This window comes from Rhodobacter capsulatus SB 1003 (assembly GCF_000021865.1).
GTDB lineage: Bacteria > Pseudomonadota > Alphaproteobacteria > Rhodobacterales > Rhodobacteraceae > Rhodobacter > Rhodobacter capsulatus_B.
Window position 1 is genome coordinate 439,979 of record NC_014034.1, and the last position, 20,688, is coordinate 460,666.

A 20,688-nucleotide genomic window follows, 5' to 3' on the forward strand; every position below is an offset into this window, starting at 1 on the left:
GCCGCAAATATCCCGGGGGGTCAGGGGGGCAGCGCCCCCCTGCTACGCGATCACCGCAGCCAGCAGCGGGCTTTCGGCTTCCAGCCCCTCGATCACGTCGAAATGGTGCCGCCCCGGTTCGACGGTCAGCGGACAGGCCCAGGCCTCGGCCAGCCCCCGTGCCTGCTCGAGGAAGACCGGACGCTCCTCTGCGCCGACCCAGACCTGCACCGGCACCCCGGGCACCGGCTGATGCACCGGGCTTTCGCGCCCGGCCTCGGCCGCATCCAGCCGCAAGGTCGCGTTCATCGAGGTGCGCAGAAGCGGCGCCAGATCCGAGACCGGCGAGATCGGCACCACCTTTTCGATCCGGCTCGCCACCTCCTCGGGCAGCATTCCCGGCGCCAGCATCCGCGCCACCAGATGCCCGCCCGCGGAATGGCCCACCAGCCGGATCGGCCCGCTGAAGCGCCGCGCCAGTTCCGCCACCGCCATCGCGATCAGCCCGGTGATCTGCTCGATCCGCATCTCGGGCGCCAGATCATAGCCGGGCATCGCCACGACCCAGCCCGCCTCGACCGCGCCCCGGGCCAGATGCGAGAAATCCTGCGGGGAAAACTTCATCCAGTAGCCGCCATGCACGAAGATGATCAGCCCCTTCTGCCCGCCCATCGGCAGGAACAGGTCGATCTGCCGCCGCACCCCGGGGCCGTAGCCCACCTGCACCATCATCGCCTCGTCGCGATAGGCGGCAGCCGCTTCAGCCCAGCGTGCCGGATAATCGGCGCCCCCCGGGATGTAAGGCATATTGGCATAGGCATCGTCCAGATCGGTCACTTCCTCACCCTTTCTTTCCACGGCGGCCAATTTACATCCGCGCCGCCCCGTGCTTCCCTCTCATATCCCTCAAACCATGAGATGCGCCATGCTCGACACCGTCACCAATCTGAAATCGCTGCTCAAGGACCCGAGCCTTCTTGTGACCAAGGCCCTCGTCGCGGGGGACTGGGTCGATGCCGATGACGGCAAGACCTTCGCGGTGACGAACCCCGCCCGCGGCGACGTGATCTGCACCGTGCCGGACCTGAGCCGCGCCGAAACCGCCCGCGCCATCAAGGCCGCCGAGGTCGCGATGAAGGACTGGGCCGCCCGCACCGGCAAGGAACGCGCGGCGGTGATGCGCAAATGGTTCGAGCTGATGATGGCGAACCAGGAAGACCTCGCGCTGATCCTGACCGCGGAAATGGGCAAGCCGCTGGCCGAAGCCCGCGGCGAGATCGCCTATGGCGCTTCCTTCATCGAATGGTTCGGCGAGGAAGCCAAGCGCATCTACGGCGAGACGATCCCGGGCCACATGCGCGACAAGCGCATCACCGTGCTGAAACAGCCGATCGGCGTCGTGGGCAGTATCACGCCCTGGAACTTCCCGAATGCGATGATCGCCCGCAAGGCCGGCCCTGCCATCGCCGTGGGCTGCGGCTTCGTCTGCCGTCCGGCCTCGGAAACGCCGCTTTCGGCGCTGGCGATGGGGCTTTTGGGCGAACGCGCCGGGCTGCCGAAGGGGATTCTCTCGGTCATCACCTCCTCGCGCGCCTCCGACATCGGCAAGGAATTTTGCGAAAATCATGCGGTGCGGAAGCTGACCTTCACCGGGTCCACGGAAGTCGGGCGCATCCTGATGCGGCAGGCGGCGGAGCAGGTGATGAAATGCTCGATGGAGCTGGGCGGCAACGCGCCCTTCATCGTTTTCGACGACGCCGATCTGGATGCGGCGGTCGAGGGCGCGATGATGTCGAAGTTCCGCAACAACGGCCAGACCTGCGTCTGCGCGAACCGGATCTATGTGCAGGCGGGCGTCTATGACACTTTCGCGGAAAAGCTGGCGGCGGCGGTGCGCAAGCTCAATGTCGTCGACGGGCTGAAGGACGGCGTGACCACCGGGCCCTTGATCTCGGCCGATGCGGTCGAGAAGGTCGAGGAACATATCGCCGATGTGGTGGCGGGCGGCGGCACCATCGTCACCGGCGGCGCGCGGCATGAACTGGGCGGCACCTTCTTCCAGCCGACCGTCGTCACCGGCGTCACGCAGGAGATGAAAGTGGCGACCGAGGAAACCTTCGGCCCGGTGGCGCCGCTCTTCAAATTCGAGACCGAGGCCGAGGTGATCGAAAAGGCCAATGCCACGATCTTCGGTCTGGCCTCCTATTTCTATGCCCGTGACATCGGCCGGATCACCCGGGTGCAGGAAGGGCTGGAATACGGCATCGTCGGCGTGAACACCGGCATCATCTCGACCGAGGTGGCGCCCTTTGGCGGCGTCAAGCAATCGGGCCTCGGGCGCGAGGGCAGCCATCACGGCGTCGAAGACTACCTTGAACTGAAATACATCTGCCTCTCGATCTGAGGGCTGCTCTGGATTTCGCCTCGGGCTTGCGCCCGGGGCGACCCGCCGGGGGCTCCGCCCGTCGTCCATCGGGTCTTGAGCCGATGGTGCCCCAATGGACGACCCCCCGGGATATTTTGGGCAAGATGAAGGGGGAGGTGTCGCCGCGGTTGCGAAGCTTCGGGGTTTTGCGACGGCGCTTGCAATTTCCGGTCCGAGCCTGTCAGATGTGAGCCTTCAAAACGGGCCTGACGATGATCCGCTACACCCTGAAATGCGACAAGGAGCACAGCTTCGACAGCTGGTTCGCCTCGGCTGCGGCCTATGAGGCGCTGCAGGCGCGCGGCATGGTCAGCTGCACCATCTGCGGCTCGACCACGGTCGAAAAGGCGCTGATGGCGCCCGCCGTCCGCCCTGCGCGCAAGGCCGCCGCCGCGCCCGCGGCCGAGGCGCCGCTGAGCGCGCCGCAGACCGGCATCGAGGAGGCCTTTGCCGCGATGCGTCAGGCGGTCGAGGCGAATTCCGATTATGTCGGCGTCAATTTCGTCGCGGAAGCCCGCGCGATGCACGAGGGCGTCAAGCCCGAACGCGCGATCCATGGCGAGGCCCGGCTCGACGAGGCGAAGGCGCTTCTCGATGACGGTATCCCCGTGATGCCGCTGCCCTTTTTGCCCAAAAGGTCGCGGAATTGATTCAGGTCCTTGCCTCTGCCGCCTGAGCCGCCATGATGGCCGCACAGGAGGCGACCATGACAGTTCTCATCACCGGGGCGAACCGCGGCATCGGCGCTGCGCTTCTGGCCCATTACCGCCACACCGACACCGCGGCCTTCGGCACCGCGCGCAACCCCGAGGGCGATCTCTTGCCGCTTGACGTCACCCAGCCCGAGAGCGTCAAGGAACTGGCGCGTCGGCTGAACGGGCTGCCGATCGGGCTTCTGGTCTGCAATGCCGGGGTCTATGCCGATCTGGGGCAGTCGCTGGAAAGCGGCTATGCGCCGATGCTTTGGGCGCGCAGCTTTTCGACCAACGTGATGGGCGTGTTCCTGACGATTCAGGCGCTGTTGCCGAACTTGCGCGCGGCGCATGGCAAGGTGGCGATCCTGTCCTCGGCGATGGGCTCGGATGCCCGCGCGCCCGGCGGCAGCTACATCTATCGCGCGTCGAAGGCGGCGGTGCTGAACCTCGGGCGAAACCTGGCCGCCGATCTGCGCCCCGAGGGGATCGCGGTCGGCATCTATCACCCCGGCTGGGTCAAGACCGACATGGGCGGGCCGCAGGCCGAGATCACCGTGGCGCAATCGGTGGCCGGGCTGACGACGCGGTTCGATGCGCTCAACCTGACCAATTCGGGCTGTTTCGAAAGCTATGACGGGGCGGTGATTCCGTTCTGATCCGGCGGGGATCACCCCGCCAGCACCAGACGCCCGACGCGGCTGATTTCGGCCGCGATCTCGGCCACCAGCGTATCGAGCGCCGCGTTCCGCAGCTTGCGGGCGCGGCGCACGACATAGCTCAGCCCGGGCGGCGGCGGCAAGGGCGGGCCGAGGATCTCCATCTCGGGGCGCAGATGCCGCGTCGACAGCAGCGCGACGCCCAGCCCCGCCGAGACCGCCGCGACGATCCCGGCGGCGCTGGCGCATTCGAAAACGGTTTCCAGCGTCACCCCGCCATCCTGCCCGATATCCTGCGCCCAATGCCGGTAAAAGCAGTCGTCGTGAAAGGACAGGAACGGGATCGGCCCCGCCCCGGGCAGGGGCAGATCGCGGTGACGCACCCAATGCAGATCTTCGCGCAGCAGGACGATGTCGGTCGGCCGGACCTCGTGGTCAAAGACCTGCAGGATCGCGGCGTCGATCTCGCCGCGCTCAAGCTGCGCCCGCAGCATCAGGCTCATCCGGACCTGGGCGCGCACGCTCACTTGCGGATGCAGGCGGCGGAACCGGCCGAGGATGCGGGATAGGTCGGTGCAGGTCGTGTCCTCGGTCAGGCCCAGCACAAGGCGCCCGGCAAGCGGCGTTTTCGAGAGGCTCAGCAAAGCCTCGTCATGCAGGCCAAGGATGCGGGCGGCGTAATCGAGCAGTTCCGCGCCCGCGGCGGTGAACAGCGGCCCGCCGGGGCGGCGCGACAGAAGATCCGCGCCCAGGCTGGTTTCCAGCCGCCGGATCTTGTGGCTGACGGCCGATTGCGTCAGGCCCAAAGCCTCGGCGGCGCGGGTGACGGTGCCGTGATGGGCGATGGCGCGCAGGGCACGCAGCGCGTCGATGTCAAGGCGGCGGGTGGAAAGATCGGTCATCGGGGCCTCATGCAACGGCGCCGATCCTGCGCCGATTGGCGGCTTGTGGCAAAGATTCATTCCGTATCCGGCACAAAAGTCATGCTGCCATCGAAATTTGTCATGTGCGTTTTGGCGACGCTTCGCCGAGGAAGGGACAGCCGACACGAGGAGATGATGACCGCGCCCGCCCTTTCCCTGCCCCGTCCCCTGCTTTGGCCGCTGATGGCGGTGGCGCTTGTCCTGTGCTGGAGTTCCGGTTTCATCGGCATCCGTTACGCCAGCGAAAGCGCCGGGGTGGGGCTGGTGCTGTTCTGGCGCACGCTGGTGGCGGGGCTGATCCTGCTGCCCTTTGCGCTGCTGGTGGGGCCGCGGATGACCCTGCGCGGGGGGATCGAACAATGTCTGTTCGGGGTGATGTCGGTCTTTCTCTATCTGGGCGGGTTTGCGCTGGCGATCGGCGCGCGGGTGCCGACGGGGACGGTGGCGCTGATTTCGGACCTGCTGCCGCTCGCCATCGCGGCGCTGTCGCAGCCGGTGCTGGGCGAGCGGCTGTCGGTGGCGCAATGGGCGGGAACGGCGGTGGCGGTGCTGGGCGTGCTGATCGTTTCGGCCGACAGCCTGTCGCTGGGGACGGCGCCGCTTTGGGCCTATGGGCTGACGGTGGCCTCGATGCTGGGCTTTGCGCTGGCCTCGGTTTTGGTGAAGAAACGGCCCGGGCTGCGGATGCCCTTGCATCAAAGCCTGTGTCTGCATTCGCTGACCGGGGCGGTGCTGTTCGGGCTCTGCGCCGGGTGGCAGGGGACATTGGCGCCGCCGCTGACGATGTCTTTCGCGCTGGGCATCGGCTGGCTGGTTCTGTTCGCAACCTTCGGCGCCTATGGGATTTATTACAGCAGCCTGCGGCTGTTTCCGGTCGCGCGGGTTTCGGCGGTGATCTATCTCAGCCCGCCGGTGACGATGCTCTGGGGCTGGGCATTGTTCGGCGAGCCGCTGACGGCAACGATGGTCGCGGGGCTTGCGGTGACGCTGGCGGGGGTGATGCTGACGATGCGGGGCTAGGTTTGGCCGGTTTCGGGCGGATCAGGAAAGGCATCGCCTTTCCCCGCCCGCCGGAGCAGCCTTGTCCCGGGACCGGTTGCCCCGCGCGCTGCGGGAGGCCGGCGCCCGACCCGGCGGGCGAAAAGCGCCCGCCGAGGGCGGGGCGAGCGCTGGCCGGGGGCCTTTGGGGCCCCCGCCGGTCTTTGCCGCACTGTTGCGCCGGACCTCGGCAATGGCCTCGGTCATCGGGCCGCAAAGACAGGCGTCACCCGCCCGCCCGCAGCCCGGCTTCGAACCGCGCCAGTTCCGCGGCGCCGGGCCGCTTGCCGGTATAGACCTCGACATAATGCGCGATCCGTGCCAGCCGGGTGTCGAGCGTCTCATCGGTCTGCATCGAGATATAGCCGATCTGCACCAGATAGATCGTGCGCGCCCGCACATCGGCATCCTCGGGCGCATGGCCCCAGCGCAGCAGCAGCGCAGACAGGGCCGCCAGCCGCTCGGCATCGGCCGCATGCAGATCCGCCGCCACGGAAGGATCGGCAAAGCCCCAGCTGCGCAGCGCGAATTCAAAGCGCGCATCGAACCGGCCCGACAGGAAACAGGACAGAAGGTTCAGCATCGCCTCGGTCTCGGTTTCTGCATAAGCCGTTGTCGCGGAAAGCAGAACTTCCGTCGTTACCGCCCGCCAGCGCGCCCGCAGCGCGGCCAGAAGATCCTCGCGGTCGGGGAAGAACCAGTAAAACGAGGTCCGCGACAGGCCGAGTTTCTTGGCAAGCGGCAGGATCTTCACCGCCTCGACCCCGCCCGCGATCAGGGCCTCGCAGGCGGCTTCCAGCCACCCCTCGCGCGAGCCGCGCCAACCGCTGTCCTTCGCCTCTGTCATGCCCCGACCCTAGCCCGGGCCGCGACCGGGCTCAAGAAGCTGGGCTCAAGAAAATGTTCAGGGGTGATCTCAAACTTGACATGTGTGCACATTTCGCAAATCCTGCCCCCAGGAACCCCGGAGGCCCCCATGTCGAACGACCCGCTTTTGCAGCCTTACCAGCTGCGCCACCTGACGCTTCGCAACCGCATCCTGATCACCGCGCATGAGCCCGCCTATGCCGAGGACGGCATGCCGAAGGAACGCTACCGCGCCTATCACGTCGAACGGGCGCGGGCCGGGGTGGCCTTGACGATGACGGCGGGCTCGGCCTCGATTTCCCGCGACAGCCCGCCGGTTTTCAACAACATCCTGGCCTGGAAGGACGAGGTGGTGGGCTGGATGCGCCAGCTGGTTGACGAATGCCACGACCACGGCGCGGCGGTGATGATCCAACTCAGCCACCTTGGCCGTCGCACCCGCTGGGACAAGGCGGACTGGCTGCCGGTGGTGGCGCCCAGCCATGAACGCGAGGCGGCGCATCGGGCCTTTCCGAAACGGGCCGAGGATTGGGATCTCGACCGGATCAAGGGCGATTTTGCCGATGCCGCCGAGCGGATGAAAGCGGCGGGCGTCGATGGCATCGAACTCGAGGCCTACGGCCATCTGCTCGAACAATTCTGGTCGCCGCTGACGAATGACCTTGATGCCCCCTATGGCGGGTCGTTGGAAAACCGGATGCGCTTCACGATGGAGGTTCTGGGGGCGATCCGAAGCCGCTGCGGGCCGGATTTCATCGTCGGGCTGCGCTATACCGGCGATCAGGGCCTGCCCGGCGGCATGGATCAGGCCGAGGGGCTGGTGCTGTCGAAAGCCTTGCGCGATTCGGGGCTGGTCGATTTCCTGAACATCGTGCGCGGCCATATCGACACCGACCCGGGGCTGACCGATCTGATCCCGATTCAGGGCATGCGCAACGCGCCGCATCTGGATTTCGCGGGCGAGATCCGGGCCGCGACCGGGTTCCCGACTTTCCACGCCGCGAAGATCCCCGATATCGCGACGGCGCGGCATGCGATCGCGTCGGGCAAGCTTGACATGGTCGGCATGACCCGGGCGCATCTGGCCGATCCGCATCTGGTGGCGAAGCTGATCGCGGGGCGCGAGGAGGACATTCGCCCCTGCGTCGGCGCGAATTACTGCCTTGACCGGATCTATCAGGGCGGCATGGCGCTGTGCCTGCACAACCCGGCGACGGGCCGGGAACTGACCGAGCCGCAGGTGATCCTGCCTGCCGTGACGAAAAAGCGCGTGACCATTGTCGGCGCCGGGCCGGGGGGGCTGGAGGCTGCCCGCGTCGCGGCCGAGCGCGGCCATGAAGTCACCGTTTTCGAGGCCGCCGATCAGCCCGGCGGGCAGGTGCGGCTGACCGCGCTCGACCCGCGGCGGCGCGAGATGGCGGCGATCACCGACTGGCGCTATCAGCAATGCCTCAAGCGCGGGGTGACGTTTCACTTCAACAGCTTCGCCGAGGCCGAAGACGTGCTGGCCACCGACCCGGACGAGGTGGTGATCGCCACCGGCGGTCTGCCGCATACCGAGGTCTTGAGTGCGGGCAATGATCTGGTGGTGTCGACCTGGGACATTCTTTCGGGCGCGGTGAAGCCCGGCCGCGAGGTGCTGATCTTTGACGATGCGGGCGATCATGCCGGGCTGATGGCGGCCGATCTGATCTCGGCCAGCGGGGCGAAGGTGGAGATCGTCACCCCCGACCGCGCCTTTGCGCCCGAGGTGATGGCGATGAACCTTGTGCCCTATATGCGGGCGCTGCAGGGGCGGGACACGACCTTCACCGTGACCTGGCGGTTGATGTCGGTCACCCGCGCGGGCAACCGGCTGAGGGCGGTTCTAGGCAGCGATTACGGCCCGGTGACGCGGCTGCGCGAGGTCGATCAGGTGGTGGTGAACCACGGCACACGGCCGCTCGACGAGCTTTACTTCGCGCTCAAGCCGCTTTCGTCGAACTTTGGCATCGTCGATTACGAGGCGCTCGCCACCGGCCAACCGCAGGCGGTGATCGCAAACCCCGAGGGGCGGTTCCGGCTGCTGCGGATCGGCGATGCGGTGGCCGCGCGCAACACCCATGCGGCGATCTACGATGCGCTGCGGCTGATGAAGGACGTTTGAGGCTGACTTGGCCTCGGCCATTGCCGAGGCCAATCGCAACAGAGGTCCTGTGACCGCCGAGGGCCCAAAGGCACTCGGCCTGCGCCCGCCCCGCCATCGGCGGGCGCAGTCGCGCCGCCGGGGCGGAGCGCAGGCCTCTGTTGTGCTTGGGGCAGGCGGTCGTGCCGCAGCGCTGTGCCTGCGGGCGGGGAAAGGCGATGCCTTTCCTTTTCCGCCCGATCACAGGTCGTGCCAAAGCCCCAGCGCGCCCAACCGGGGCGATTTCTTCGACGTGTGCCGGTCCATCCGCATCAACACGTCGCGCAGGAACGTCACCGCCTGCACAAGATGCGGGCCCTTGTTCAGCATCACGCATTCGGCGCGCTGGCTCATCGCGGCATCCGTCATCTCGGCCCGGCTGGCCTGACCTTCCTTGACCATGCCCTCCAGCACCTGCGTCGCCCAGACGACGGGAACCTCGGCCGCCTCGCAGAGCCACAGAACCTCTTCCTGAATCTCGCTCAGCCGTTCAAAGCCGATTTCCACCGCCAGATCGCCGCGCGCGATCATCACGCCCACCGGCACCCGCCCACCGGCCTCGACGATCAGCGCGGGCAGGTTGCGCAGCGAAAGCGGCGTCTCGATCTTCAGCATCAGCGCCGGCCAATCGCGCGCGGTGCCGCCATCGGACCGGGCATCGAGTTCCGCAAACAGCGCGCGCAGATCGCCCCCCGTCTGCACGAAGGAAAAGCCCAGAATGTCGGCATGGCCCAGCACGAAATCGAGATGACCCAGATCGGCCTCGGTCAGCGCGGGCACGCGCAGATCGACGCCGGGCAGGTTGACCCCCTTTTCGACTTTGATCTTCGCCCCTTTCGAGGGCGTCGAGGTCACCTCGGCCAGCACCTTGCCGGGCCGCACCTTGAGGATCTTTGCCCGCAGCTTGCCGTCGTTGATCCAGATCGCGCCGCCCTCGGCCATCGCCTCCATCAGCGCGGGATGCGACAGTCGCACCTGCGGCAGATCGGCGTCATGGGCCAGCGTCTCGACCACCTCGAAGCGGTCGCCCTCGAACAGACGGCCGGTTTCCTCGACGCTTTCCGACAAAGCCTCGACCCGCAGTTTCGGGCCTTCGATATCCATCTGCACCGGCACCCGCCGCCCGGCCTTCATCGCGGCCTGCCGCACCTGGCCGATCATCGCCGCCCAGACATCGGGGTTGTCATGGGCGCAGTTGATCCGCACGCAATCCGCCCCGGCGGCGATCAAGGCCCCGACCAGATCGGGGTTCACCGCGGCTTCGGTCGGCAGCGTCACCATCACCCGCGAGCGCGGCGCCTCGCGCCGGGCACCAAACAGCGCATCACGGCGGGCGGCCAGACGCGCCGGGCCCGCGGCAAAGGTTTCAACGGTGGGATAGCTTGCCACGCCTTCGCCGCCGATCATCGCCAGCGACGCCAGAACCGCATCGATCGAGGGGCGCACATGCGCCTCGGCCCGGCCAAGCGACGAAAGGCCAAGCGAGGCCAAGGGCGCCTGAAACGGCACCAGATCGCCGCGCCGCAGCGCCAGATAATCGGCCAGATTGCGCGCCGAGGGCAGGAATTCGGGCCGTCGCACCAGACCTTCCCAGCCTTCCATCGTCGCATCCGACCGCCGCACCAGATCGTCGCGCAAAGCCTCCAGCGCCCGTTGCAACCCACGCGCCTGCGCCCGCCTTTCGCGGTATTCGACCTCATCGAGACTCATCACATCCTCCTGCCCTGATCGGGCGCAATTCTGCCGGGTCCGCATGACATGGACATGACGGGCAGATGACGGGTGCGCAGGCGTTTCGCCGCAGGCAAACCCTTGCAAGCTTCGCCCCCTTCCGATAGCAGAAGCGCGACGCCGGGCGCAGGGTCCGGACCAGAATTGGGGGGGAAGATGCCGCTTCTCGTGATGAAATTCGGCGGCACCTCGGTGGCGGACCTCGACCGCATCGCGAATGCGGCGGCGAAGGTCAAGCGCGAGGTCGACCGTGGCTACGATGTCATCGTGATCGTCTCGGCGATGTCGGGCAAGACGAACGAGCTTGTCGGCTGGGTCGAGGGCACCTCGCCCCTTTATGACGCCCGCGAATATGACGCCGTCGTCGCCAGTGGCGAAAACGTCACCGCCGGTCTGATGGCGCTGCGGCTGCAGGAAATGGGCATCCCGGCGCGCAGCTGGCAGGGCTGGCAGGTGCCGATCAACACCACCTCGGCGCATGGCTCGGCCCGGTTCAAGTCGATCCCGCGCGAGAATATCGACGCGAAATTCGCCGAGGGCATGAAGGTCGCGGTCGTCGCGGGCTTCCAGGGCCTGTCGGCCGAAAACCGCATCACCACGCTGGGCCGGGGCGGGTCCGACACGACCGCCGTCGCCTTTGCCGCCGCCTTTGCCGCGGAACGCTGCGACATCTACACCGATGTGGACGGCGTCTACACGACCGATCCGCGGATCAGCTCCAAGGCGCGCAAGCTGGACAAGATCGCGTTCGAGGAAATGCTCGAACTCGCCAGCCTTGGCGCCAAGGTGCTGCAAACGCGGTCCGTGGAACTGGCGATGCGCTTTGGCGTGCGGCTGCGGGTGCTCTCCTCCTTCGAGGAAACCGACGAAACTTCAGGAACCCTTGTCTGCGGGGAGGATGAAATCATGGAATCGAAAGTCGTCTCGGGGGTCGCCTATTCGCGCGACGAGGCCAAGATCACCCTCTTCACCATCGAAGACCGTCCGGGCGTCGCGCAGGCGATCTTCGGGCCGCTGGCCGAGGCCGGCGTGAACGTCGACATGATCGTGCAGAACATCTCGGAAAAGGATTACGACGACAACCACCCGGGCGCCGTCACCGACATGACCTTTTCCTGCCCGATCAACCAGGTCGCCCGCGCGCAAAAGGCGCTGGAAGATGCCAAGACCGCGGGCAAGATCAAATATGACGAGCTGATCATCGACACCGATGTCGCCAAGGTCTCGGTCGTCGGCATCGGCATGCGCTCGCAGGTGGGCGTCGCCGCGCGCACCTTTGAAGCGCTGGCCGCCGAAAACATCAACATCAAGGTCATCTCGACCTCGGAGATCAAGATTTCCGTGCTGATCGATCGGAAATATATGGAACTGGCCGTGCAGGCCCTCCATGATGCATTCGAGTTGGAGAAGGCCTGACACGCGGTTCAGGCCTCTAGAAACGGGGGCGCTCAGGCCATGGTGGATCGCAGCGAAAGTGACAGCCGCACGCTGTTGCGCCGGTTGCGCGATACTTTGGCCACCCCCGGCGACGGACAGGACCGGCTGGATCGGATCACCCATCTGATCGCCCATTCGATGCGGACGCAGGTCTGCTCGATCTATCTGTTCCGCGACCCGGAAACGCTGGAACTTTGCGCCACCGAGGGGCTGAACCCCGAGGCGGTGCACAAGACCCGGATGCGGCTGGGCGAGGGGCTGGTGGGCCGCGTCGCCCGCACCGGCCAGCCCGCCAATACCGCCAATGCCCCCGCCGAACCGGGTTTCCGCTACATGCCGGAAACCGGCGAAGAGATTTACTCAAGCTTCCTTGGCGTGCCGATCCAGCGCGTCGGCGAGAAGCTGGGCGTGCTGGTCGTGCAATCGCGCGAGGCGCGGCTGTTCTCCGACGACGAGGTCTACGGGCTGGAAGTCGTTGCGATGGTGCTGGCGGAAATGACCGAACTGGGCGCCTTTACCGGCGATCAGGGCGGCATCGGCGCGGCGCATCGCTTCCCCGTGATGTTCCGCGGCTCGACCGGGCAGGAGGGCGCGGCCGAGGGCCGGGTCTGGCTGCATGAACCGCGCGTCGTGGTGACCAACCCGGTCGGCGATGATCCGGATGCGGAAAAGGCCCGGCTTGACGAGGCGGTCTCGACGCTGCAGGCGCAGATCGACGACATGCTGATCGGCTCGGCCAGCATGGACAAGGAACAGCGGCAGGTTCTGGAAGCCTACAAGATGCTGGCCCATTCGCGCGGCTGGGTCCGCCGGATGAGCGAGGACATCGACCTTGGCCTCTCCGCCGAAGCGGCGGTGGAAAAGGAGCAATCGACGGCGCGGGCACGGCTGGAACAATCGACCGACGCCTATCTGCGCGAACGGCTGCATGATCTGGACGACCTGTCGAACCGGCTGTTGCGGCTTCTGACCGGGCAGGGCAAGGACACCGGGGCGGAACTGCCGGAAAACCCGGTGCTGGTGGCGCGCAACATCGGCCCGGCCGAATTGCTGGATTACGGCCGCAAGCTCAAGGGTGTGGTGCTGGAAGAGGGCTCGGTCGGCAGCCATGCCGCCATCGTGGCCCGGGCGCTGGCGATTCCGCTGGTGATCCATGCGGCGCGAATCACCAACGAGGCGCTGAACGGCGATCCGATTCTGGTCGATGGCGATCAGGGCATCGTGCACCTGCGCCCCGAGGAAACCGTGGCCGCCGCCTTCCGCGACAAGATCGCGATGCAGGCCGAGGCGCAGAAACGCTATGCCGATCTGCGCAACCAGCCCGCGGTGGACCGGGCGGGCAACCGGGTCAGCCTGATGATGAATGCCGGGCTGATGGCGGATCTGCCCTCGCTCAAGGGCTCGGGCGCCGATGGCGTCGGGCTGTTTCGCACCGAATTGCAATTCCTGATCCGCTCGCGCGTGCCGCGGCGGGGGGAACTGGCGGCGCTTTACAAGCGGGTGATCGATGCGGCGCAGGGCGCCAAGGTGCAGTTCCGCACCCTCGACATCGGCTCGGACAAGGTGCTGCCCTACATGAAGCCGCAAGAGGAGCCGAACCCCGCGATGGGCTGGCGGGCGATCCGGCTTGGCCTTGACAAGCCCGGCGTGCTGCGGATGCAGCTGCAGGCGCTGATCCGCGCGTCCGAGGGGCGGCCCTTGTCGGTGATGTTCCCCTTTGTCGCCACGCCCGACGAATTCAACGCCGCGAAAGCCACGCTTTTGCGCGAAATCGACCGCGAGGCGACCTTGGGCCGCCCGGTGCCGTCGGACCTGCGGGTGGGGGCGATGCTGGAAACGCCGTCGCTCGCCTTTGCGCCCGACAGTTTCTTTGCCGGTTGCGATTTCATCTCGATCGGCGGCAACGACCTGAAGCAGTTCTTCTTTGCCGCCGACCGCGAAAACGAACGCGTGCGGCGCCGCTATGACACGCTGGATGTCAGCTTCCTGGGCTTCATCGAGCAGATCATCGCCCGCTGCGCCGCCAGCGACACCGCGCTCAGTTTCTGCGGCGAGGATGCGGGCCGCCCGATCGAGGCGCTGACCTTCGCCGCCCTTGGCATCCGCAAGCTGTCGATGCGCCCGGCCTCGATCGGGCCGGTCAAGCATCTGTTGCGCCGCGCCGATCTGACCGAGCTGAAAGCGGCGATCGACGCCGCGCGTGCGGGCGGCGTGCAGACGGTCCGCCCCGCGGTCACCGCCTATCTGGCCGGGTTGCAGGGCTGAGACGTTGCAGGGCTGAGACGCTGCGGCGCGGGGCTCAGACCATCGCGCCGATTTCGCGCAGCACGGTGCCGTTGCCGCACCAGTCCGGCGCCGAGCCGCGTTCCTCGGAATGTTCCGACAGATAGGCCAGGCAGCCCTCTGCCCCGGTGCAGCAGCGGCAGCGGTTGATCATCTGCGCGAAATCCGCCTGCGTCAGCAGCCCCTCGTGCATCGCCTCGGTGACGTTCACCCCCATCCGGCGGCCCATGCCGCGGGCGATCCAGAAATACAGATCGATGTTGCCCTGAATGCCCATCATTTCTCTCCCTCGGCGTCTGCAAGAACCTGATCCGTGGCCAGCGCCGCCCGCAGGCGGGCCATCATCTCGCGATTGGTGCAATAGTCCGGCGCCTCGGCCGCGGCGGTCGCGTGCCCGTTCTCGCCGTCATGCTCCGAGAGCCAGTGCAGGCAGTCGGTCGGCTCCGGACAATCGGAGCAGCGCACCACCGCCGCGCGCCAGTCGTCGCCGCCCAGCTTTCCTTGCAGCATCATCTCGGTCAGATTGACGCCGAGCGTCTGCGCCATGCGGTTCATCAGGGCGGCATGCCGATTCAGGGTCTTCCGTCCGTGCATAAGCAATTCCTTGTTCCGGGCAGGGTCGTACAAATCATCTGCCGCAGGTGTCGAATTGCCATGATTCAGATCAATCTTTGCGCGAGGCGCCCGGTGTTCGCGCTCGCGCAATCGGATATGCCGGGGAATTGGGCAGGCTGCGGATCAAAAACCGCGGAAAGTGCCCCGGCGCAGCGCCGCGGTGACCCGGTGCACGACGGCGATGCGCTCGCCATTGGCCGGATGGGTGCCAAGGAAGCTGTGCCCGGGATCGGGCAGGCGGGTGAAGAACAGCGCCCCGCGTTCCGGGTCATAGCCCGCATTCCAGGCGATCACCGTGCCCAGCGCATCGGCCTGCAATTCGTAATCCTTCGAATAGGCGCGCGCGCCCATTTCCGCGCCGAAATCGCGTGCCTGCGCGACGCCATCGGCATCCGCCCCCGAAGCCGCCGCCAAGGCCCCCAGAATCAGCGCCCCCTTGGACGCGTCCGAGGTCTTCTGCTCCAGATGCCCCAGAATGTAATGCGCCGCCTCGTGGCCCATGACAAAGGCCAGCTCGTCGCGGTTGCGGGCCTCGGCGATCAGCGCCAGGTTGAAGGCGACGATCGGCCGGCCGCGGTCATCAAGGGTCTGAAAGGCGTTCGGCTGCGGCTCGGGGCGTTCATCGACCATCACCTGATAGTCGCAATTGCGCCGCCCGTGCGAGCGCGCCAGACATTCGCTTTCGATCCGCGGTTCCATGTCCTGCGCGACGGCCAGAAAGTTCGCCGCGGCGGTCCGGGCATCGGGGCCGGTTTCCACCGTCACCACCGGCGGCTTCGGCCGCGGCAGGGATGCGCGACCGGCCCCGGACTGCGGGGCGTCACAGGCGGCCAGCGCCAGCGGCACGGCAAGAAGGACAAGGAAGCGGCGCGGCATGGATCGCAGGCCCGGAACAAATGTGCCGCAATAGTAACGGCGCTGCCCGCGGGTGCAATCACCTTCGGCCAGATCACCGAAATGTTTGCCCTTTTCGTGCCGCGCCCGCCGCGCTAGCATTGCGCCATGTTCACCATCGAGCACGAATTCGACGCCACCGTGATCACCCTCGTCGACGAGGGCGACGATCCGCGCGACTATCTGCAGGAAGACATCACCATCCAGTCCTTCGAGGATTGCGTGGTGGTCGAGCAGATGGACGAGACCACCGAAACCGTGGTGCGGGTGGTGTTTTCGCATGCGCAGCTGCGCGAACTGGCCGCCGCCCTCGATCTGCCCGAAGGCGTCTATCGGTTGCAATCCAGAACGAAGGCCTGATCCCGGCCGCACCCGCGCGAGGGGCGTATTTTTGCCAAGAAGAAACGATGCGGTTTTTCCTGGTCCAAATACGCCGGGGGTCCGGGGGCAGCGCCCCCGGCTTGGTCACACCGCGATATTGTCGATCAGCCGCACGTCGCCCAGATGGACGGCGGCCAGAATCCGCGCCGGTTCCGACAGTTCGGTGATCGGCCGCAGCCCCTCGGCGCTGCGCAGATCCAGGTAATCCCAGGCACCGAAACCCGCTGCGCCGATCGCGGCCTTCGCGGCCTCAAGCGTCGCCGTCACCGGGGCCCCGGCCCGGATCGCCGCCGCCGCCGCCTGCATCTCCGCATGCAGCCGCGGCGCCAGCGCGCGGTGTTCGGGGCTCAGCCGCACATTGCGCGAGGACATCGCCAGACCGTCCTCTTCGCGGATCGTGGGGCAGGGGATGATGCGGATCGGCACGTTCAGGTCTTCGACCATGCGCTTGACCACCTGCACCTGCTGCCAGTCCTTCTCGCCAAAGAAGGCGCGGCCCGCCTGGGTCATGCCGAACAGCTTCATCACCACCGTCGCCACGCCCTCGAAATGGCCGGGGCGGAAGGCGCCTTCGAGCGGTTCGGACACGCCCGAGACCGCAACCACGGTGGCGAAGCCGTCCGGGTAGACCTCGTGCACGCCGGGGGCGAAAAGCACATCCACCCCCTCGGCCTCGAGCAGCGCCAGATCGTGATCCTCGTCGCGCGGGTATTTCTCCAGATCGTCCTTGTTGTTGAACTGCATCGGGTTGACGAAGATCGTCACGATCACCCGGTCGGATTGCTTGCGGGCCTCGCGCACCAGCGACAGATGGCCGTCATGCAGCGCCCCCATCGTCGGCACGACACCGACCAGCATGCCCGAGCGTTTCCAGGTCGCCACCTTCTCGCGCAGTTCGGCCGAGGTGCGGATCACTTGCGTCATTTCTTCACCTCGTCGAAGAAGGAAAACTCCGGGGCCGGAAAGGCCCGGCTGCGGACCTCGGCGGCATAGGCGGCGACGGCCTCGGCGGCGGTGCGGCCCAGTTCCGCATAGCGCTTGACGAATTTCGGCCGGAAATCGGTGAACAGCCCCAGCATGTCGTCGATCACCAGCACCTGACCGTCGCAATCGACCCCGGCGCCGATGCCGATCGTCGGAATCGCGATCATCGCCGAAATCTCGCCCGCCAGCTCTGCGGGCACCTTTTCCAGCACCACCGAAAACGCCCCGGCCTCGGTCACCGCCAGCGCATCGGCATTCAGCCGGTCACCATCCGCGCCGCGGCCCTGCACCTTGTAGCCGCCCAAGGTGTTCACCGATTGCGGCGTCAGACCGATATGCGCCATCACCGGAATGCCGCGCGCCACCAGAAAGGCGATGGTCTCGGCCATGTGCACGCCGCCCTCGAGCTTCACCGCGCCCGCGCCGCTTTCCGCCATGATCCGCGCGGCATTGCGGAAGGCCTGTTCCGGCCCTTCCTCGTAGCTGCCAAAGGGCATGTCGATGACGACGAGCGCGCGGTCAGACCCCCGCATCACCGCCCGGCCGTGCAGGATCATCATCTCCATCGTCACGCCCAGCGTCGAGGGCAGGCCATGCAGCACCATCCCCACCGAATCGCCGACCAGCAGCACGTCGCAGGCCGGATCGGCCAGCCGCGCGACGGGTGTCGTATAGGCGGTCAGAACCACCACCGGCGCCTTGCCCTTCAGCGCCAGAATATCCGAAGGCATCAGCCGTTTCAGGCTTGCGGTCGCGCTCATGCTTCCCTCCCTCTCCCTTGCGGGTTTCCTACCCTTTCCGTTCGGTAAATGCAAAGTGACAACGCCGCGACGCAGCAACCGCCGCCGCGTCTTTCGTCGCAGCCCGGCTTTCGCTTTCATCTTGCCGGAAATATCCTGGGGTCCGGGGCAAGGCCCCGGCTTTGTCCTCTCAACCGCGAAGGCCGCTTTCATGCTGATCGAACGTCTGACGCCCGTCGGCGATCCGGAAATCACCCGTCCCGACCCCGCACGTCTGATCGAAGGCGATCCCGTGCACCGCAACTGGACCGCCGAGGAGGAGGCGGGCCTTTATTGCGGCATTTGGGAAAGCACGCCGGGCGCCTGGCGGGTGTGTTATGACGAATGGGAATATTGCCGCATTCTGGCGGGCCGCTCGGTGATCGAGGGCGCCGCGGGCACGCGGCTGGAGGTCGGCCCGGGGGATGCGTTCCTGATCCGGCCGGGCTTTCAGGGGATCTGGCGGGTGATCGAAACCACCCGCAAGGATTATGTGATCCTGATCCGCTAGGGATCAGTTCGCGGCCCCGGCCTTCCGTGCCGCCTCGACCGCGGCGGCGTGCTGCTGCGCTTCCAGCACCGCCGGATCGGTGATCTGACCGGCGGCCCAGGCGGCCTCATCGGCGGCGATCAGCTCGACCTCGGCCTCGGGCACGACATAGCCGGTGTGCAGCTCGTGCATCGGCCCTTCCAGCTCCAGGCTTTCGGCCAGGCTGCGGACCTTGACCCGCGTTCCCAGCGGCGCCTCGTCGAACATGTCGATGATGTCCTGGTTGAACAGCCGGATGCAGCCCGCCGAAGTGGCCTTGCCGATCGAGCTTGGGTCCATCGTGCCATGGATGCGGTAATAGGTGTCGCGGCCGTTGCGGTAAAGATAGAGCGCCCGCGCGCCAAGCGGGTTGTCCAGCCCGCCGTCGAGCCCGCCCGCGAGCGGTCCGTAAAGCGCGGGATCGGCGCGGACCATCCGCGCTGTGGGTTGCCAGGACGGGTAGATTTCCTTGCGGCCCACCACCGCCGCGCCCGAGAAGCCCCGGCCCGCCTTGCCCACGGCAATGCCGAAGCGCATCGCCTTGCCCGGTTCGACGACGTGGTAAAGCACCCGCGCATAGGGATCGATGACGATCGTGTCCTTGCCCTCGGGGCCCGCATATTCGACCCAGCGGCGGCGGTTGCGTTCGGTCAGATAGACCGGGTTCACCGCAGGCACGACGCGTTCGCCGTCGGGACGGGCCTGATATTCGGGTGGCACCCCCCGCAGCGCGGGCGCATTCGCGGCCTTGGGATCGGCGGCGCAGCCCGCCAGCAGCGCAAGGGTGAGACAGCCCGCAAGCGGGGCACGGAAGGCAAGCGGAAGACGGGACACGGGGCAGCACCTGTCGAGAAATGAGCGAATCCCCGCTGGTGCGGAGAACATGAGCGTCGATCAGGGGGTGGTGGTGCCCCAAGGTCAAGCCCTCGCGTGGTTGTGATCGCAAAAACCGTGAAATTTCCGCTGGCTGTGGCGAAAGGGGCGGCCTCTGCCGCCCCCGCCGGGGTCATCCGACGACGTTGAAGCCGGGGCCATAGGGATATTTGGTGATGTCCTCGGCGCCGGTTTCGCCGATCACCAGAATGTCGTGTTCGCGGTAGCCGCCCGCGCCGGGCAGGCCCTCGGGCAGGGTCAGCATCGGCTCCATCGAAATCACCATGCCGGGTTCCAGAACGGTGTCGATGTCCTCGCGCAGCTCCAGCCCCGCCTCGCGACCGTAGTAATGCGACAGCACGCCGAAGGAATGGCCATAACCGAAGGTGCGATACTGCAGCAGGTCGCGCTCTGCGAAGAAGGCGTTGATCTTCTGCGTCACCTCGGAGCAGACGGCGCCCGGCACCAGAAGCGACATGCCGTAGTCATGCGCGGCCACGTTCGCCTCCCAGATCTTCAGGCTGGCCGGATCGACCTCGCCCAGAAACATCGTGCGTTCGAGCGCGGTGTAATAGCCCGAGATCATCGGGAAGCAGTTCAGGCTGAGAATGTCACCGCGTTTCAGCACCCGCCCGGTCACCGGATTGTGCGCGCCGTCGGTGTTCAGCCCGGACTGGAACCAGACCCAGGTGTCGCGATATTCGGCCTCGGGGAAGCGCCTGGCGATTTCCGCCTCCATCGCGTCGCGGCCCGCCATCGCCACGTCGATCTCGCGAATCCCTTCCTTGATCGTGTCGCGGATCGCAAAGCCGCCGACATCGGCCACCGCGGCGCCGTGGGTGATCAGGGCGATCTCGGCCTCGGATTTCACCAGCCGTTGCGTCATCGTCGCGGGGGCGATGTCGAGGCCGCGTTTCGGTTTCAGGAAATGGCTGAACTTTTCCGCATTCAGCATCGTCAGGTGATCGGCCTCGCAGCCGACCGCCTTGCCGGTGCCTATGACATGGACGACGGCGCGCCAGTAATTGTCGCGCGCCCAGTCGGTATAGGTCAGGCTTTCGCCATGGCAGCGCCGCCAGGGCTGCCCGGCGTCGATCCCGGCCGAGATCACCACGGAGCGGTCGCGCGTCACCACCAGCCCGTAGGGGCGGCCGAAGCTGCAGTAAAGAAAGCCCGAGTAATAGGCGATGGTGTGCATCGAGGTCAGCAGCACGGCGTCGAGGCTGTGCAGCTCCATGATGTCGCGCAGGCCCGCCAGGCGGGTCTCGTATTCCTCGGCCGCGAAGGGCAGCGCCGCCTTGGGGCCGTTTTCGCAGGTGTAGAATTCGGGTCTTTGCATGATCTGTCCTTTGGGCCCGTGGGACCCCGAAAGATCCCGGCGTTCAGGACGTAAGCGGGGGCACCCCCGCAAGCATCGGGCCATGCCCGGTGGCGA

General features: G+C 66.8%; 20 protein-coding genes. 9 read left to right on the forward strand and 11 right to left on the reverse strand.

The features are described 5' to 3' along the window. Positions 1-42: 42 nt before the first annotated feature. Positions 43-816: an alpha/beta hydrolase gene (locus RCAP_RS02100; RefSeq protein ID WP_013066157.1), complete on the reverse strand. Its 774-nt coding sequence runs from the start codon at positions 814-816 to the stop codon at positions 43-45. A gap of 88 nt (positions 817-904) precedes the next feature. On the opposite strand from RCAP_RS02100, the gene RCAP_RS02105 reads away from it, so the two are divergent. The 3 genes from RCAP_RS02105 (at position 905) to RCAP_RS02115 (ending at position 3,755) form a co-directional block, all read left to right on the forward strand. After that, positions 905-2,383, forward strand: coding sequence for an NAD-dependent succinate-semialdehyde dehydrogenase (locus RCAP_RS02105; protein ID WP_013066158.1), 1,479 nt, complete (start codon positions 905-907; stop codon positions 2,381-2,383). 233 nt (positions 2,384-2,616) lie between these two features. Then, positions 2,617-3,054 carry a DUF1178 family protein gene (locus RCAP_RS02110; RefSeq protein ID WP_013066159.1) on the forward strand — a complete coding sequence of 146 codons (438 nt, stop codon included), beginning with the start codon at positions 2,617-2,619 and terminating at the stop codon, positions 3,052-3,054. Positions 3,055-3,110: 56 nt separating this feature from the next. Further along, a complete protein-coding gene (locus RCAP_RS02115; protein ID WP_013066160.1) occupies positions 3,111-3,755 on the forward strand; it encodes an SDR family oxidoreductase in 645 nt (214 codons plus the stop codon). A gap of 11 nt (positions 3,756-3,766) precedes the next feature. Here RCAP_RS02115 and RCAP_RS02120 read toward each other — a convergent pair whose 3' ends face one another. Continuing rightward, on the reverse strand, positions 3,767-4,657 hold the full coding sequence (locus RCAP_RS02120; protein ID WP_013066161.1) for a LysR family transcriptional regulator: 891 nt from the start codon (positions 4,655-4,657) through the stop codon (positions 3,767-3,769). Between the two features lie 156 nt (positions 4,658-4,813). Here RCAP_RS02120 and RCAP_RS02125 point away from each other — a divergent pair, with 156 nt between their 5' ends. Beyond that, positions 4,814-5,698 (forward strand): DMT family transporter, encoded by an 885-nt coding sequence (locus RCAP_RS02125; RefSeq protein WP_013066162.1) that lies wholly within the window; start codon positions 4,814-4,816, stop codon positions 5,696-5,698. 244 nt (positions 5,699-5,942) lie between these two features. Here the strand turns inward: RCAP_RS02125 and RCAP_RS02130 are convergent, their stop codons facing one another. Next, entirely contained in the window at positions 5,943-6,563 is a 621-nt protein-coding gene (locus RCAP_RS02130; RefSeq protein ID WP_013066163.1) for a TetR/AcrR family transcriptional regulator, read from the reverse strand. 129 nt (positions 6,564-6,692) lie between these two features. Between RCAP_RS02130 and RCAP_RS02135 the strand changes: the two genes are divergently transcribed. After that, positions 6,693-8,729, forward strand: a complete 2,037-nt coding sequence (locus RCAP_RS02135; RefSeq protein WP_013066164.1) for an NADH:flavin oxidoreductase — start codon at positions 6,693-6,695, stop codon at positions 8,727-8,729. A gap of 219 nt (positions 8,730-8,948) precedes the next feature. On the opposite strand, the gene RCAP_RS02140 is transcribed toward RCAP_RS02135, so the two are convergent. Continuing rightward, complete coding sequence (locus RCAP_RS02140; protein ID WP_013066165.1) at positions 8,949-10,457, reverse strand: pyruvate kinase; 1,509 nt, start codon at positions 10,455-10,457, stop codon at positions 8,949-8,951. Positions 10,458-10,634: 177 nt separating this feature from the next. On the opposite strand from RCAP_RS02140, the gene RCAP_RS02145 reads away from it, so the two are divergent. Next, positions 10,635-11,894, forward strand: a complete 1,260-nt coding sequence (locus RCAP_RS02145) for an aspartate kinase (RefSeq protein WP_013066166.1) — start codon at positions 10,635-10,637, stop codon at positions 11,892-11,894. Between the two features lie 39 nt (positions 11,895-11,933). Next, positions 11,934-14,180, forward strand: coding sequence for a phosphoenolpyruvate--protein phosphotransferase (gene ptsP / locus RCAP_RS02150; RefSeq protein WP_013066167.1), 2,247 nt, complete (start codon positions 11,934-11,936; stop codon positions 14,178-14,180). A gap of 34 nt (positions 14,181-14,214) precedes the next feature. On the opposite strand, the gene RCAP_RS02155 is transcribed toward ptsP, so the two are convergent. The 3 genes from RCAP_RS02155 to RCAP_RS02165 all read right to left on the reverse strand — a co-directional run bounded on the left by RCAP_RS02155 (position 14,215) and on the right by RCAP_RS02165 (position 15,689). Beyond that, complete coding sequence (locus RCAP_RS02155; RefSeq protein ID WP_013066168.1) at positions 14,215-14,478, reverse strand: DUF6455 family protein; 264 nt, start codon at positions 14,476-14,478, stop codon at positions 14,215-14,217. Beyond that, entirely contained in the window at positions 14,475-14,792 is a 318-nt protein-coding gene (locus RCAP_RS18250) for a DUF6455 family protein (RefSeq protein WP_013066169.1), read from the reverse strand. Before RCAP_RS18250 ends, RCAP_RS02155 begins: the two co-directional genes overlap by 4 nt. Before the next feature lie 144 nt (positions 14,793-14,936). Continuing rightward, positions 14,937-15,689, reverse strand: coding sequence for a M48 family metallopeptidase (locus RCAP_RS02165; protein ID WP_013066170.1), 753 nt, complete (start codon positions 15,687-15,689; stop codon positions 14,937-14,939). A 126-nt stretch (positions 15,690-15,815) separates the two neighbouring features. On the opposite strand from RCAP_RS02165, the gene RCAP_RS02170 reads away from it, so the two are divergent. Next, positions 15,816-16,067, forward strand: a complete 252-nt coding sequence (locus RCAP_RS02170; protein ID WP_013066171.1) for a hypothetical protein — start codon at positions 15,816-15,818, stop codon at positions 16,065-16,067. 105 nt (positions 16,068-16,172) lie between these two features. On the opposite strand, the gene panC is transcribed toward RCAP_RS02170, so the two are convergent. Together panC and panB are read right to left on the reverse strand one after the other, a co-directional pair. After that, complete coding sequence (gene panC, locus RCAP_RS02175; protein WP_013066172.1) at positions 16,173-17,012, reverse strand: pantoate--beta-alanine ligase; 840 nt, start codon at positions 17,010-17,012, stop codon at positions 16,173-16,175. Further along, entirely contained in the window at positions 17,009-17,833 is an 825-nt protein-coding gene (gene panB, locus RCAP_RS02180; RefSeq protein WP_013066173.1) for a 3-methyl-2-oxobutanoate hydroxymethyltransferase, read from the reverse strand. The genes panC and panB overlap by 4 nt, the downstream gene beginning before the upstream one ends. Before the next feature lie 190 nt (positions 17,834-18,023). Between panB and RCAP_RS02185 the strand changes: the two genes are divergently transcribed. Further along, positions 18,024-18,362, forward strand: coding sequence for a cupin domain-containing protein (locus RCAP_RS02185; protein ID WP_013066174.1), 339 nt, complete (start codon positions 18,024-18,026; stop codon positions 18,360-18,362). Positions 18,363-18,365: 3 nt separating this feature from the next. Here the strand turns inward: RCAP_RS02185 and RCAP_RS02190 are convergent, their stop codons facing one another. After that, positions 18,366-19,214, reverse strand: coding sequence for a L,D-transpeptidase (locus RCAP_RS02190; RefSeq protein WP_013066175.1), 849 nt, complete (start codon positions 19,212-19,214; stop codon positions 18,366-18,368). Between the two features lie 172 nt (positions 19,215-19,386). Continuing rightward, positions 19,387-20,592, reverse strand: coding sequence for an aminopeptidase P family protein (locus RCAP_RS02195; protein WP_013066176.1), 1,206 nt, complete (start codon positions 20,590-20,592; stop codon positions 19,387-19,389). Positions 20,593-20,688: the final 96 nt, after the last annotated feature.